The organism is Pseudoalteromonas sp. MMG005 (genome assembly GCF_018101015.1).
In the GTDB taxonomy this organism is placed as follows: Bacteria; Pseudomonadota; Gammaproteobacteria; order Enterobacterales; family Alteromonadaceae; genus Pseudoalteromonas; species Pseudoalteromonas aurantia.
The window spans coordinates 78415-94279 of the sequence record NZ_JAGJEK010000008.1; the positions used below are offsets into that span (position 1 = coordinate 78415).

The 15865-nt window shown below is 41.3% G+C and carries 12 protein-coding genes; 5 read left to right on the forward strand and 7 right to left on the reverse strand.

All coding sequences use genetic code 11. From position 1 onward, the window contains the following. Positions 1-78 precede the first annotated feature (78 nt). The 3 genes from J8M01_RS07940 to J8M01_RS07950 all read left to right on the forward strand — a co-directional run bounded on the left by J8M01_RS07940 (position 79) and on the right by J8M01_RS07950 (position 4828). Positions 79-2031 carry a methyl-accepting chemotaxis protein gene (locus J8M01_RS07940; RefSeq protein WP_211057638.1) on the forward strand — a complete coding sequence of 651 codons (1953 nt, stop codon included), beginning with the start codon at positions 79-81 and terminating at the stop codon, positions 2029-2031. Between the two features lie 101 nt (positions 2032-2132). Then, positions 2133-2975: a transporter substrate-binding domain-containing protein gene (locus J8M01_RS07945; protein WP_211057639.1), complete on the forward strand. Its 843-nt coding sequence runs from the start codon at positions 2133-2135 to the stop codon at positions 2973-2975. Positions 2976-3073: 98 nt separating this feature from the next. Beyond that, positions 3074-4828, forward strand: coding sequence for a DUF4153 domain-containing protein (locus tag J8M01_RS07950; protein WP_211057640.1), 1755 nt, complete (start codon positions 3074-3076; stop codon positions 4826-4828). A 70-nt stretch (positions 4829-4898) separates the two neighbouring features. On the opposite strand, the gene J8M01_RS24205 is transcribed toward J8M01_RS07950, so the two are convergent. Continuing rightward, complete coding sequence (locus J8M01_RS24205; RefSeq protein ID WP_282100519.1) at positions 4899-5030, reverse strand: hypothetical protein; 132 nt, start codon at positions 5028-5030, stop codon at positions 4899-4901. Between J8M01_RS24205 and J8M01_RS07955 the strand changes: the two genes are divergently transcribed. After that, positions 5029-5514 (forward strand): hypothetical protein, encoded by a 486-nt coding sequence (locus J8M01_RS07955; protein ID WP_210995236.1) that lies wholly within the window; start codon positions 5029-5031, stop codon positions 5512-5514. The genes J8M01_RS24205 and J8M01_RS07955 overlap by 2 nt on opposite strands. Here J8M01_RS07955 and J8M01_RS07960 read toward each other — a convergent pair. From J8M01_RS07960 to J8M01_RS07970, 3 genes are read right to left on the reverse strand one after another with little or no spacing between them, the layout of a single operon-like run. Then, positions 5511-6710 (reverse strand): anhydro-N-acetylmuramic acid kinase, encoded by a 1200-nt coding sequence (locus J8M01_RS07960; RefSeq protein WP_211057641.1) that lies wholly within the window; start codon positions 6708-6710, stop codon positions 5511-5513. The two genes, J8M01_RS07955 and J8M01_RS07960, sit on opposite strands and share 4 nt — an antisense overlap. A 7-nt stretch (positions 6711-6717) precedes the next feature. Continuing rightward, a complete protein-coding gene (locus J8M01_RS07965; RefSeq protein WP_211057642.1) occupies positions 6718-7188 on the reverse strand; it encodes a hypothetical protein in 471 nt (156 codons plus the stop codon). 22 nt (positions 7189-7210) lie between these two features. Then, positions 7211-9160, reverse strand: coding sequence for an ATP-dependent DNA helicase RecQ (locus tag J8M01_RS07970; protein WP_247671068.1), 1950 nt, complete (start codon positions 9158-9160; stop codon positions 7211-7213). A 158-nt stretch (positions 9161-9318) separates the two neighbouring features. Here J8M01_RS07970 and J8M01_RS07975 point away from each other — a divergent pair, with 158 nt between their 5' ends. Next, positions 9319-10836 (forward strand): DUF2235 domain-containing protein, encoded by a 1518-nt coding sequence (locus J8M01_RS07975; RefSeq protein ID WP_211057643.1) that lies wholly within the window; start codon positions 9319-9321, stop codon positions 10834-10836. A gap of 44 nt (positions 10837-10880) precedes the next feature. Here the strand turns inward: J8M01_RS07975 and J8M01_RS07980 are convergent, their stop codons facing one another. The 3 genes from J8M01_RS07980 to J8M01_RS07990 form a co-directional block, all read right to left on the reverse strand. Then, positions 10881-11564 carry a transporter substrate-binding domain-containing protein gene (locus tag J8M01_RS07980; RefSeq protein ID WP_348772729.1) on the reverse strand — a complete coding sequence of 228 codons (684 nt, stop codon included), beginning with the start codon at positions 11562-11564 and terminating at the stop codon, positions 10881-10883. 252 nt (positions 11565-11816) lie between these two features. Beyond that, complete coding sequence (locus tag J8M01_RS07985; RefSeq protein WP_211057645.1) at positions 11817-14279, reverse strand: glycosyl hydrolase family 18 protein; 2463 nt, start codon at positions 14277-14279, stop codon at positions 11817-11819. A gap of 123 nt (positions 14280-14402) precedes the next feature. After that, the gene (locus J8M01_RS07990) at positions 14403-15839 is read right to left on the reverse strand and encodes a lytic polysaccharide monooxygenase (protein WP_211057646.1); all 1437 of its coding nucleotides are present in this window, start codon (positions 15837-15839) and stop codon (positions 14403-14405) included. Positions 15840-15865: the final 26 nt, after the last annotated feature.

The window sequence follows — 15865 nt, forward strand, 5'->3', positions numbered from 1 at the left end:
TTGTATGTATAATTTAATGGGTTACACATAATCACATAACAAATGTAACCAATATTCAAACAATCTCGGGAGTATCAGATGAGAATGCGTCAAAAGCTCATAGTGAGTTTTCTATTAACGGTGATAGTGCCCATTTTAGCCATTTCATTGGTGAGTATTTCTCAAACTAAGCAGGAATCTTTGGAGCAATTTTTAGACTCCTCCAGTAATGAAATTCGCCAGGTCGAAAATACGTTTGTGCTGTTCTTCGATCAAATGAAAAATAACGCACGTTTTTTAGCGCAAAGTAAGCTGGTCAGTAATATTCCTGATGATATAAGCACCTACATTGGGCCTGAAAGAATGATGGCACCACTTGAGAATGGCGTGCAAGAAGCTGAAATATTTGAACTATTCACAGCGTTTGGCGTAACCCATGAAGAGCTTTTATTTGTTTATTTAGGCTCTGAGAAGGGCGGGTTTATTCAATATCCTGCTGAACCTTTGGGTGGTTATGATCCTAGGAAACGCCCTTGGTATCAAAATGCGAAAAAGTCCCCTCGCGACGTTATTATTACTGAACCCTACCAAGGTGTCACAGGCCAGGCTATGGTGTCAGTAGCAACGGGCATATACAAAAATGGCAGCTTTGCCGGTGTGCAATCTTTAGACGTTACCTTATCAACACTCACTGACATAGTCAGCAACATTCGTTTAGGTGAAACGGGCTATTTAATTTTAATGGATGGCAATGGTGTGATCCTTGCCGATCCTAAAAACCCAGATAACAACTTTAAAAATATGAAAGAGTTGAATTCGCCGCTATATAAAGCACTGGGAGCTGCCGGTAACCAGCCGTTTTTATCTATTGAAACAGAGCAAAAAACGGTCACTGCAAAACGTTATCACTCAGATAAACTCAATTGGCGATTTGTTGCAATCATTGATGAGGAGGAGATCCTTTCTTCGGCCTATAGTATGTCAATGCTCATCAGCATGATTGCTCTGGTTATGCTGGTTATTTTTGGCATTATCGCCGTGGTACTGGCGAATAAAATTGTTTACCCTATCGAGCGAGTATCTGAAGGCTTAAGAGACATAGCCCAAGGGGAAGGTAATTTATCAAAACGACTGCAAGTCATTGGTAATGATGAGATCAGTGAGTTGGCCACATGGTTTAATCAATTTTTAAATTCAATCAATGGCCTGGTTAAAGATATTCAACAAAATGCGCATACCTTAAACAGTGCAGCCCATCATTTCGAAACCCAAATTACAGATATTCGCACGCAGTGCCATAGTCAATCCGACACTGCAAACCAAGCAGCCACAAATACTGAATCAGTCAACAATATGGCACATATCGTCAGCCAAAATTGCCAAGACTCTTTGACTGAAATTGCGCAAACTGATGAGTGCGCACATAATGGTAATACGTTAATTGGTAACACCGTAACACAAGTTGCGCAGCTGAATGACTCATTAAGTGGTTCAGCAGCGGCTATGAGTCAACTCGAAAGTGAAAGTAACAATATCACGAATATCCTGGGTGTTATTCGGGCAATTGCTGAACAAACCAATTTACTTGCCCTTAATGCAGCCATTGAAGCTGCTCGAGCAGGAGAGCAAGGCAGAGGATTCGCCGTGGTTGCCGATGAAGTAAGAACCCTCGCGCAACGTTCTCACGATGCGACCCAAGAGATAGAGCAGGTGCTAACCAAACTCATTGACCAAACTCGCTCCGTATCAGAAAAAATGACACAAAGCGTGTCAGCATCGAATGATGCGATTACCCAATCTGAACAAGCACATCAAGCATTCGACGACATCGCCAGCAGTGTAACCAAGGTAAAAGAGCTCATTAGCACCATTGCCCATGAAGCAAGTCAACAGGGCATATCGGCCAATGAAACCCATAGCCAGATTCAAAAAGTGACCGAATCGGTGCAGCAAGTGAGTCACTCCACCGACAGCCTGTCCGACGGTGCGACAAAACTGGTGAGTTTAGCTGATGGACTAGACAAACTCGTGGGTAGATTCAACATAGATTAACCTGAGTAATGCGTTTCTTAGTAAGAAACGCATTTACATTGATTCAAGCTACTCGATAGCTATACTACTGATATTAACTGTTCTCAGTGCTAAGGCGCTTAATGTTTCGGTATATAATACAAACCTGTTTGCCAATAAAGCGGGTCACGCCCCTCTTTAAACTTCTTATACCGCTTTTTGCATTAGGCTTAGTGCCGTTGAGTTACGCGTGCGAGCAAAAAATACGCATCAGTGCAGCAAAAGACTGGCCCCCCTATTCTTATATAAATAACGGTGGCTTTTCAGGCTTAGATATCGACATTATTGAAATGATTCTATCAGATATCAATTTGTGTTGGGAATATGTCTCCTTCCCTTCTTCAAGCCGTGCGTTTCAAGAATTTAAAAAAGACAACATTGACCTTATATTTGCAGCCAGCTATACCTCGCCGCGCAGGGGGTTTTCCGAATTTAGCATCGCTTATCGAACAGAGTTCATGCAGCTGTTCTCACACCAAGACTTTATCCTCGCAGACACAATGGAGAAAGGTAAAACCAAAGTTATTCCTAAATTTTTAGAAAAATCAATAACGGCAATCAATAGAGGCAGTGTGTACGGTGCGCCTTTTAGCAAATTTAAAGCGCAATGTCCTGACTGCGTTGTTGAAATGAACGCTTCAATCGCACGGTTTCGATTATTAAAATACAAACGCGTTAATTTCGTTATTGAAGATTTACTCACGGGTGCTTACCTGATTAAAAATAGCAAAGAAATTGAAGGTCACGTGAAAGCGACAAGATTCAATGTGCGCAAAGATCCTGTCCATTACATGCTCAGGCCTGGCATGTTTAGTGAATCCAAATTACAAGCATTTAATTTGGCCATTATAAAAAATAAACAAAATATAAAAAAGATCACCGATAAATACTATCAAGCTTTAGATGTGGCAAAACCGGCTATTTAAGAAAAACCTTCTCAGCAAAGCTGAATGCAATACGAAATACCTAATCTTCACAATACATAGTATAGTAGGCTTAAAGCCCTCAAAAACAAGGATTGTTCATGCTTTCAAAGCATACTGAAATAACCCCATTTCAATCAAAATTGTTACTTTTAATTGCCTTGTTGCAAGGGCTTACATTACTCTTATTACACCAAGCAATTGACTTTAATTGGCCTATCGCACGCTCCCCTGCTGTCATGTTTGCCTGCTACACCTTCTCGATTTCTATGCCGACTCTTCTTATATATGGTGTTAATAACAGCACGCCCTCCAAACACTTTTGGTACGCGACTTTCTTTTCTCTCATGTGTAGCGGCTTAGGTGCATATGTGGGTAGTCAAGTCTCTGATATATCGGGTTTATCCCTCGGATCTCATAGTTTTAATTATGCTGTGATCATGACCCTCATCAGTTTCAAAGTACTGTTGTTTACAAAGTCCATTGTGACGCATTCACAAGGCTGGCGTATTAACTATGCAGCCGTGATAGACCACGCATCAAAACTGGCCATTACCCTGATTTTTGCAGGTTTTTTTACACTTATGGTCTGGTTGATTTTTGTTCTTTGGGCCGAATTATTTGCCGTTATTAATATTACTGTTTTTGAAACCATATTCTACGAGCCATGGTTTATCTATCCTATGATATCAATCAGTCACGCATTGGCTGTCATTAAAGTAAAAAACAATGTCACTGTGGTGAAAACAGCCAATAGGCTCATTCAAGCACTGTCATTATCGTTGTTGCCTCTTTTAATTGCGCTAAGTAGCTTATTTTTAATGACACTGATGGTTCAAGGCTTACAACCGCTTTGGGATAATGGTGGCAGTGCGTTAATTTTTATTTTACTCACGCTCATTCTTCTAACCCTCAATACAGCGTTACAAAACGATAAAGACAAACTCAGTGCTCCCAACTCACTATATATTGCACTCACGCTCGGTGTTTTGATTTTACCTACCTATGTTGGGATAAGTGGATATGGGCTGTACAACCGAGTCACCCAATATGGGTTATCTGTTGATAGGCTATGGGGAATATTTATATGCCTATTCTTGATGGCCTATTATGCCTGTTACAGTATCGTGATAGTCAAATATAAAGCACTTTGGTACCAACATCTTGGTAATATAAATACACGGATTGGGGTGTTATTGGTGATAGCACTGCTTGCAAGTCAATCTCCACTACTCGACTTTAAAAAAATCTCAGCATCGAGCCAAATGGCTTATATTAACTCTGGACGTATAGCCGTTGAAGATATTGATCTTAATTACTTTGCATTTTCGTTAGGCATGCCTGGTAAAGAGGCACTAATATCGCTAAAAAATACCTACGCTCAAAACGATACAGTACTGCAAAAAAGAATTGATCGAGTACTTTCGGGTGAAACTGAATACGCACAGCAACAAAGCCACAAAAATGTAAATATTATTGATAAGCTAGACAGCAGTATTGGCTTACCCATGGTAGAACTCCCAAAACAGCTTTTGGTGGCCTTACAAAGCCACGTCCAAAATGCACATCGAAGTTTATTTGATAGTACCAAGCTTAATTTTATTGCTGTTGATTTATATGGAGACTCTCAAAAAGAATACCTATTAATCGCACATTTTGATCATCACTTTGAGCTCATACTATTTTATAAACCACAACTTAACTGGGAAACCGCCAATATGCATTTTGCTATGGGCCAAAATCCATTTACGGAAGCACAGCTAATTGACGCGCTTCTCAAGCAAAAGTTTACCTCCCAGCCCCCCACTTTTAAAGAGATTACAGTGGGTGAGCAAATACTTCGCGTAACGCAATAGATTGGCATGCTAAGAAAAAACTATGCTTAAAAAGTAAATTTATAACATTAGCAATGCAGAATTAATCTGGTTAATACCTAAACACACCTGCATATACTGAGTTAATAGTCACAAACCGCTTTATTGCATTTAAAGTCATAAAACTGTCATGGTATTGATCAATAATACCGCCATCAAATAACCAGAACACGTTAACTATCATGAACCACCAGCCTGTACGGCTTAGTTTTGCAGCACGCACCTTAGACGAACATACCACTAATGTATGCGCAGAAGCGATGCAGTACGACACTCTTTTGCTTGATTATCAACCAGCTGGGGTAATGATTAATTGCATTTTACCTTATGATGCAAAAATTGGAGATAGTATTTCACTGTCTGCCACATCTGTAACAGGCAGAGGCGCTAGTTTTGCAGCTGATAGTCACCTGACCAAACAACACCTAGATAATGGTCACGTTGAGTTATGCCTTAAAGGGCGTGGTAATGATGGTGAGTATGTGATCCAATTAAACTTGCTTGGGATCTATAACACCGTAAAAAACTCAGCCGAGTTTAGTGCACAAATACAAAATCAATTCAAAGTAAAACAACGTGCTTCAAAACCATTTTTAAGCATGCCATGGAGCAAAACAGCAAAAAGATATGCCGCCAGTGTGCTCACATCATTCCTCTCGATATTTTAATCTGGAAAACTGACTTTTCCCATCGTAACCATTGGTTTTCCTTGCGCAGCAGCTTGTACTTGGTCACTTTCTCCTGAGAGTGCTTCATTGGCTAAGATGGCAAATAAAACCGCCTCTTTTGCATCTGGGTCTATTCCCAATTCAGTGCTACTCACAAATACAAAATTCTCGTTGAGTGCTTCTTTTATTTGTTTCACGAGCAAAGGGTTATGATACCCACCACCACTTGCATAAATCGTTACCGGTTCATCTTCAACCAAATTATTGATGTATTTTGCTATTACACAGGCACTAAAGGCATTTAAAGTCGCCATTACATCCATGTGTGATAAAGAGCAAGTACCACTACGTGTTTGAGCTTTTGCCAGCATTGCCAAATTAAACACTTCAGGCCCTGTGGTTTTTGGCCCCAGACGGTTAATAAAAGGTTCACTCATTAACTGCGCTAACAATCCGGGATGAATACGGCCTTGAAGTGCAAATTGTGCATTTTTATCATATTCCTGAGCACAATAGCGATGCATATATGCATCCATAATCGTATTGCCCGCACCAATATCAGAACAAACAACCTCATTAAATTTCGCGCCTTTCGGTAACCAGGTTAGGTTTGCTATACCACCCATATTTAACAATATGCGGTGCTCGCTATCACTACTGAAATAGTAATAGTCTCCATAATGTGCCAAAGGCGCCCCTTCTCCACCCGCCGCGATATGCTTTTGCCTGAAATCAGACAATGTTGTGATCCCGGTGGTTACTGCGATATGATCAGCATCTGCAATTTGTAAGGTACCATCGCCAAACTCACTATATTGATGTTGGTGGGCTGGACAATGATAAATCGTTTGACCATGGCTTGCGATAACGTCTATGTCTTTCGAATCAACTTGCCACTGCGTAAGCGCTTGAATGACTAACTGACCATGATAACGCCCTAACCAACCATTCAATAACGTTAAATACGCCAGATCTACATGAGGTTTAGCAAAAACCGTTCTTATTTTATCTTTCACTTCTTTTGGATAATCACAGGTCGTAAATTGTAAGACCTTTATTTTTGTTGCACGACCATGGCCTGATATTTTGCATAAAGCAATATCGAGTCCATCCAGTGAGGTGCCACTCATTAGGCCAATTATATACTTGCTTTGACGGGCTGCACTGTCTGCCAGTTTTGTTATATGTACATGCATTGGTATTTTACGACTCACTCTCTGAGGTATATAAACTCACTATTGGGTAATCAAATTTACCAAATTCCAACTTCACTGTTGTTTGCTCATTGCCGGAGAGCTTCACTTTTAAATCCTCCGATTGAGCATAGACACGCGTGCCGTCAGCGATAATGGCCACAACCTGTTTGATATCAAAAATACGCTGACCTGATGCTTGGTTTTTTATCACAACTAACGCTGCGCGTTCTCCTGACTCTGTACTCATTGGGATCGCACGCACAATACTAAAATCACTTTGCTTTGGGTACACGCGTTCATTGTTTTCAAAAGCGCTTGCAGGCATTAATGTTTGAATAGTATCAAAGTTATATATGCCGCTTTGTGCAAACACTTGCGTGCTGCTAAGTAGTAAAATACCGAAAAAAGTATACATCTGTAATTTCATCACAACCATTAGCCCTTTATTTATCATCATCAGCATAATATTACTCAACACAATCTGAATAACACCTGATAAGCTAGTCTCTAACTAGCCCAAGTTGTTTAATTTTATCCGTTACCACTGCGTATCTATGGCCTTCACAACAGGCAAACCCCGGTAACTGCTTGAGTTTATATTTGCTAAATAATGGCGTGGTTACGCCAGTTAAAAACCGTAGGACCGTATCTGCACTGGCACTTTCAGATGCATTATGTAGGTGCTTTTGTAAACCAAATACATTTGTTCGCAACTGTTCATCACTTGGCAAAACACGTTGTTGGCTTGCTATTAGCTGCGCCACTCTCCCCTTACATACGCTACAGTGTCCGCACATTTCTGGAGCGTTTGTATCATCAAAGTAATGTGCCAAATTAGCACTTAAACAACGGTCTAGTTCAAAAAAGCGGATCATCGCAGCAATACGCTTCAACTCACTTTGCTCTTTTGATTTAAAATACGTATAGAGTTGCTCAGCCAAATTGGCTTGCTCTAACCGTTCAATATTGACATCATACACCTGCATGACACGTTTACTTTCTAGTTCGACTAAGCCTTGTTCACTGAGGTAATCAAGTGCTGAAACAACCCGCTCTCTATCAACTCCCTGAGATACTAACGAGGCTATATCAACCGTTCCCCACACTTTCTTAAATTGCGTTGCCGAAAACACCTGTTGTAAAAACTGCTGTCGCTGTTGATCAAACTTAGCCAGAATTTTTTGTTCTGTATATAACAATTTAACTCTAAAATCAGCGTAATACGCGTACTGTGAGGTGAGGACACCACGGATCTCTAATTGCACTAATAGCGTCTTCAAAGCCAACACCCGTATATTACTTGCCTTTGATAATGCCAGCTCTTGCATATCCCAGCGACCACTTTGATGCTCAGATTGAATGGTTTTTATAACCGTTTCAACACCTGAAAGTTCGGGAGTGTCGCCATACACAAAGTTTTCGACCGTTGCAATGCCATCCAAGTTTGCCAAAACAGTGCACTGCGATGGTTGCCCATCTCGGCCCGCTCGGCCTATTTCTTGACTGTAATTTTCAATGGATTTCGGTAAATCAAAATGGATCACGAATCGAATATCAGATTTATCCACCCCCATACCAAATGCAATAGTTGCAACAACGACTTGAAGTTTATTTTGCATAAACGCTTGCTGTACCTGCTGCCGTACATCGTCACCTAAACCTGCGTGGTACGCTGCAGCTTTTATACCTGAGGCCTGCAATTGTTTAGCGACCTGCTCAGCTTGCTGTTGCAACGTAACATATACGATCCCCGCTCCAATTTGAGCATTTACCGAATGTACCAGATGAGTGAGCTTTTCATCATTTGATAACGCAAGTACATTAATATCTAAGTTCGCGCGGTAAAAGCCGGTTTGAACAATATGCTGTGCTTCAATATGAAACTTTTCAGCCATATCCTTTTTTACTTTCTTTGTCGCCGTTGCAGTGAGTAACAGCACCAATGGAATGTTTAATGCTTTTCGATATTCAGGTAATTTTAAATAGTCAGGCCGAAAGTTGTGGCCCCACTCAGAAATACAATGCGCTTCATCAACAACCATCATCGAAACAGGAATTTGCTTAATAAACTCACGGAACCGCTCGTTTTTAAAGCGTTCAACAGACACCATTAATATCTTGATGTCGCCACTGCGAATTCCCTGCATAATGGCCTGACTCTGTGCTTTTGATTGCGTTGAATCTAAACTCGCAGCTGCAATGCCTTTTTTTTGCAAGAAATCTATTTGATCCTGCATTAACGCTAACAAAGGAGAAACAACCAAAGTCAAGTTAGGCAAATGCAAAGCTGTCAATTGATAACACAAGGATTTACCTGATCCTGTGGGAAATATCGCTAAAGACGACTGCCCAGCTAATAATTGTGTGATTGTTTGTGCTTGCCCCGTGCGAAAGGTGGCAAATCCAAAATGTTGCGATAAGCTTTGAAGCAGTTGCTGCTCATGCACCATAAAGATGGTCTCAGTATATTCAATAAAGTGACCTAAAAATATCATATTTTTATACTCTAATGTGCAGTATCTGATCATGTTGTAGAAGTTTTTATTACGTTCTCGGCTCATAGTCAGCTGGGTTTCACTTCACTTGAAAACCAACATAGAGGTTCTTGATGCCTAACCCTACCGCTTACAAAACTCTCATTTTCAACTTTGATGGAACATCCAGTGAACCAAGAGACACGCATCAATACAGTAGTGAGCATTTTAAAGAAGATACCGGGATCAGTAATGTCCTTAAATTGCATCTCATGCTGGGAGGCAAACTCCACTCTCATGCTCAAGCAGCCTTGCCACAACAGCAGTGCTTTTATTATTCAGGCATTGGGAATCAAGGCAGTGAGGTAAAAAAACTGCTCAATCAAATACTGGCACCTAACGACACCGAAGTCGGATCTATTCTTTCAACCGCAATGAATGACTTTAACCATCACTACCAAGATGGCGACAAAGTGCTATTGATTGGCTTTAGTCGTGGTGCGGCACTGGCTAGACGATTTGCAAAGTGCTTAGAGCGCTATATAAGTAGTGGCGTTTATTTATGTGTATTTGATACTATCGCGTCAATCGGTTTTTCCAAAATAACAAAAGCGACCTGCGGTGCTGAGCATGTTATTTTTGAAGATCACAGTGTCGCTAGTAATGTGGAACAAGCACTGCATTGTGTGAGCTTAGATGATAAGCGGCGCTCATTTGAGCCCACATTATTTAATTACGCGCCTCACGTCACAGAAATTTGGTTTGCTGGCTGCCATTCAGATGTTGGTGGTGGATATTACCGCAGTGGCTTATCTGACATTACCCTACGTTATGCACTAAACTGGCTTATTACACTTAACATACCTCTGACGCTTTTGAATCAAGAACACATTAATTTTCAAGCACTCTTACCACACGATGGTACGCTACTCATTGATAAAGATGACCTTACATTAAGCCCTGATCCTCTGGCTATAAGTCATCAACATGACTATTTTTGGATGCACAGTAGTTTTAAATCTGTTACCCGTTTATGCACTGTGCTCGAACAAAACCAAGTAAGTGAACGATTACCAATCATTCATCACAGCGTTGCAACGCGGATCAATAAAATCAGTAGCTATCGACCTGAATCACTTAAATCGCTTCCTCACAATATTGAAAACAGCCACGCAGAGCATCTTATGTGTTCAGGGTTAAGCCCCCATATCACACTTGAAAATCAACATATCACCATATTAAAAGCAGGAGAAAGTATCACTATAAGGGCGTACGCCTCTGAATACTATAACCTAACCGGTATCATGCTTGAAAAAGGCGCCACATATAAATTCAATATAGAGAAAAACAGTATTTGGTATGATAAAGGGCAAGAAGTTGGCATTAAAGGTTGGCAACGCACAGGCCAAACAATTGGCGTAAAACAGCAACCGGTCGAATTGTTTACGCCGTTTAAGCGTGCAATGAACACGCCTTGGTTTGCGCTTATTGGCTGTATTAGCTGTCTTGATGATTATGCGTTTGTAATTACCGATGCGTGTGAAATGAGGATAAACCGTTCAGGTGAATTTACGCCATTTGCCAATGATATTGCACAAGACTACGGTCAAAATTTTGGTTATATCAGTATTTGCATTACACGGCTAGGGTAAATACCCCCATAGAAAAACTGTCAGCGCCCTTAATATAGTGGGCGCTAAGGCGACTTGATCCATTTGGTATACTTATCTTCAATTGCCTTCAAGCTTACTTTTAACTCGCTAATCGCGTTATTTACCTTCTTGACCTTTTCATTATCAAAATTTTTTCGGTTGAGCATAAAGTGAATGGCGTTATCATTAACAACATAGCTATGTAATTGAATATCTTTATAGCCTAATAACCGTTTAAAATACAAACCACTGATTTCATCTTCAATTAAGAAGTCCACCCTCCCGCGCTTAACTAACTCCATCCGTTGTGTCACGCTTGCAACCTCAAACAATCTTTGTTTATACCATTTTATGGTCAATATTTGTGCTAACTCCTCACCATAATACGCACCAGGGTTTGCGGTAAAGGTGTATTCCGCAGAAAAAAGCTCGGTCAGACTATTAATGGGTTGGTTTATGTGGCGGGTAAATAGGCGCATCCTTTCTCTACGATACCCTTTACTAAAATGGGCTATTTTGGCTCTACTTTTGTTATAACTGGCAGAGGGTAACACGTCGATTTCACCTTTTTGTAACTCGACAATTCCTCGTGCTGAGGAAGGTAGTTTAACAAACTCTACACAAAACCCTGCGCGAAGAAACACTTGTTCTGTAATTTCAACATCTAAACCTGTGTACCTAACATCATCATACATTACATAAGGGGGCCACGAGGTACCAACTCCCACTTTAAAAGTATCAGTGCAAGCGCTTGTAACAAAGCTCAACCAACTAAAAATAAAAAGAAAAAAAGAAGAGAATTTCAGAATAATACGCCAAAGATAATAAAGTAGGTCACTACATTATGGAACATGATACCATAAAAACAAAGGCGCCAAAGGCGCCTTTAATCATTCAATATATAACATTTTTTTTAGGGCTTGGCCCATCCTTGAGTCAACCAACTAAACACCATCGATATCAAGCCCATAACAACTTACTTATAACGCTTTCCATACTTGTGCTTTACCCGGTTCTTCACCAAGTGTCCACCACTTAGCTTGGTAATTTACACCACCATAAACAACCTTGTCTCCACCAACATACACTTTATCCGCTTGCCAAGTGTCACCACCGCCGACTTTATTTGTGACGGTCACACTAAACGTTTGCGATGCGTCAGCTTGACCATCAGACACAGTCAGCGTTACTTGATAACTTGTATCAACAGCAACTTCACCAGCTGTCAAAGACACGTTCGCACCGGTTCCTGATAAAGTTAAACCTGCAGGTACTGTCCAGTTGTACGTTAATGCATCATTATCTGCATCAGAGGCCGACGCAGTAACAGAGACACTCGCCAACTCTTCTACGGTCACATCTGCTATAGGAGAAAGTACCGGCGCAGTATTTGAGCCAGCCGCTTTCGCTGTTACCACGACACTACGAGTCACTTGACCTTTGCCATCAGATACAGTCACTGACAATGCGTATTGTGTATCCACTGTTACCGCTGGTACTGCAACCGTTACAGATGCTGAATTACCATTAGTTAACATCAGTGCTGCATCACCTGACCAACTATATGTCAGAGCATCACGGTCTGCATCCGTTGCACTGGCGGTCACAACAGCACTCGTACCTGATGCGATTGTCACTTGAGAATCAACCGTCACGACAGGCAATCTATTTGCTGGTACTCCACCTGCTAAGCCATCGTGCATTGCATTAAGGATATCACCATTATCGGCGTCGATTTCCCAAGAGAATAAGCCTCCAAGGTTATGTGTATTCACATAAGCCCCTTTCGCTTTCACTGAGCGAGGTGTATCAAAAGTCAATAATTTACCATTACTGCGATTCCATGCATATGCACCTTCGGCTTGATCGTCATAACCTATCTCAAAACCATTAATACCAGTGCCGTTTGGTCCAATTAAGTTAGCGGCAACACTCTTATAATCCATAATACCCGCCTCCCACACACCTTCAGAGGTTGAACCTTTGTACTTACCATTACCTGGTGCAGTCATTGGGTTACCAGGGATTGTTGCATTTTGTTCTTGCACACCTTCCCAACCGCGACCATACATTGCCGCACCAACAACGATTTTTTTCGAGTTCACACCTTGTTGTAACAATAATTGTACCGCGTGATCCGTTGTATATGCTGGGCCTTTACGGGGCTCGCCGTTATCGTCTAGACCTGTACCATTACACTCGTCAGTACTTAAATGTGAACCACAATACAGTGCCGTTTGATGACCTGTTACATTGTTCCAACCACCAAAAAAGTCATACGTCATGGCAAAAATATAATCCATGTACTGTGATGCAGCTTGATAATCTACGTCTTCAATCTTATCGTAACCAGAACCAATTGCTGATGTTAATTCGTATGTACGTCCCGTTTCAGCTTCTAAACCGTCAAGCATTACTCGTAGCTCTTGCATTAACGCAACATATGCAGGTCCATCTTTGACTGGGTCGCCTAAGTTAGCATTTGGACCACCACCACCTGGAAATTCCCAATCGATATCAACACCATCATAGAACTTCCATGTTTTCAGGAATTTCTTCATTGATGCAACAAAGGTATCTCGGTTGGCTTTTTCAGTAAAACCGTGGAATGGGTCTGATAACGTCCAACCACCTACCGATGGTAAAATTTTCAAATCAGGATAACGTTGTTTTAGTGCCATTAATTGCGAATAAGTACCACGAATTGGATCTTTTGAGTCTACTCCTGGTAGTGCTTTTTGTACTGCTGCCCAAGGATCGTGTATAACAACTTCATAGTCGGCTGTACCACCACATGCTTTTTCAAGTGCACGCCAGCTATTACCATTTTCAATTTCTTTAAGCGACTCATTTGCACCACAAATTGGAATAAAGCCATACAATAAATGCGATAAATTCTGTGCTGGAATTTGCGTAACGTCAAAATTACGACCATAAATGCCCCACTCAACAAAGTAAGTACCCGTTACCATACCTGGCTTAGTACCATAGTCTTTATTGTTAGGATCAACATTCATTGGCAGTGGCGCTAAGTGACCGCCATCAGTATCCGCGATTACAATGGGTTTACCTGCGCTTCGTGCACACGTAGTACCCTCACATAGTTCAAGATAAACTGTGTGACGCCCAGATTTTGTGTATGGAAAAGAGACCGTACCCGCTTTTGTTCCCGCAGTGAGTGCACCTTCATTGACTAACATATCATCAAAATAAACTTTGTAGCCATCACCACCGCTACCACTCCACGCATTCCATTTGAGACTAATCGTCACAACGTCTTTGGCGGTAACGATATCCTTATATGATCCATTCCCATCAAGATTAACTTCAACGAATGAATACTGCTGTGGTTTCCAATCTAGGCTTGGTGTAGATGGCGCTGCCATTACTGCACCTGAAGCCAACGCTAAGCCTACAAGAGCCGTTAGTTGCTTTAGTTTCATTACTTTCTCAACCTTCTTTACATGTTGTATCCAACCAATATGGTGGATGATTATTGTTGTACTGCTTATTGTTGTACTGCTAAATTTGTACTGTGAACTATGCGTCCATTATAGAAATTGGCGCTATAGCTTCTTCCATACTTGTGCTGAACCGGGTTCTTCGCCTAACGTCCACCACTTAGCTTCATAATTATTTCCGTTATGACTGACCTTATCTCCGCCAACATACGTGCCATCAACCCGCCATTTAGGAAATTGTGGTGCAGTTGTGTTTTTGACAGTGACAGGAACGGTTGCTGAAGTGCTCAGTTCACCATCTGATACCGTAACGAGTATTGAAAAATCGGTGTCTACATCTACCTGTGAAGCTGTAACATCAATCGTTGCGCCACTACCTGTGAACGTTAAAGGACTCGGCACCTGCCATTGATACGTCAGTGCCTGCTGCTCATCATCAAACGCATGAACATGAAGTTGCGCTGTGGCACTTTCATCTAAGATAAAAGGTTCCGGCTTATGAATTTTAGGTGCTGTATTCGGGGCTTGTACTTGTACTGTTAAGTTATAGGTATGTTCACTATGACTTACAAATATTTCATTCGACAATAAATTCTGAGCATCAAAGGTAATGTCACCACTCGCTTGGCGCACACCAACTTGCACTATATTGGCGTGGTCCAAATTAAGCATATCTGCCAATTTTTGCTGCCAATTCAATTCATTATCCGCGGTCACTTTTAGAGACTTACTAACAATTTCTTTACCTGTGCCGTCAAAAATACGTGTCCATACCGTATCTGTTACTTTTGCAGACTGACCTTGTTTTAAATAATAACCAGCGCTAGTCCAGTTAACTGGGCCGGTGTCTCGAACAATCGTTATATCACTACAGTTATAAAAACCCTCACCAACAACATCAATACGTTGCCAACGGGTATATAAAATTGCATCTCCAACTCGATCTTGAGGAATGGCAACTTTCATTTCATAAAAGCGCTTGCCATCTGGGTCTTTAACAAAATCCACATTTCCAACTTCAGTCACCAACTCGAGATCCTGCCAACCTAAGGTATCAACTGACGGATCAAAAGTTGGCTTGCTGATGTAAAACTTCCAAAAGCTTGGGTTATGTGGCGTTGTCGCACGAAACCGAACTGCCAACTCATTTTGCGCATTCGGGGTAACCTCGGTCTTTTGCCAATGTGACGAAGGTAAATTCATCCCGCGTTTTTCATTCGACCCAGCTGCACACAATGTGCCATTAGGAATATTTTGCTCTACTGCAGCTTGATTATTATAATCGGGTGTATTGACTGCGAACTCATGTTCCTGAATGAACTGAACATACCCAGACTCTAAAAAAGCAGCGCGACACGCTAAGTTAGGAATACTGGAACCATCATCTGGCCACCAATAACCACCTTGCGCCTGACAGATCGCTTGACGTGCTTTAGGGATCTCCATAAAGCCATGTGCCATTACCGTTTGACTTACTATTGTTAAGGCAATGGCGCCAATACTAGAGCCCAGACGTGATATATTCTTATCTAATGTTTTCATAATCATTCCCTTTATTAGGGCAGCAT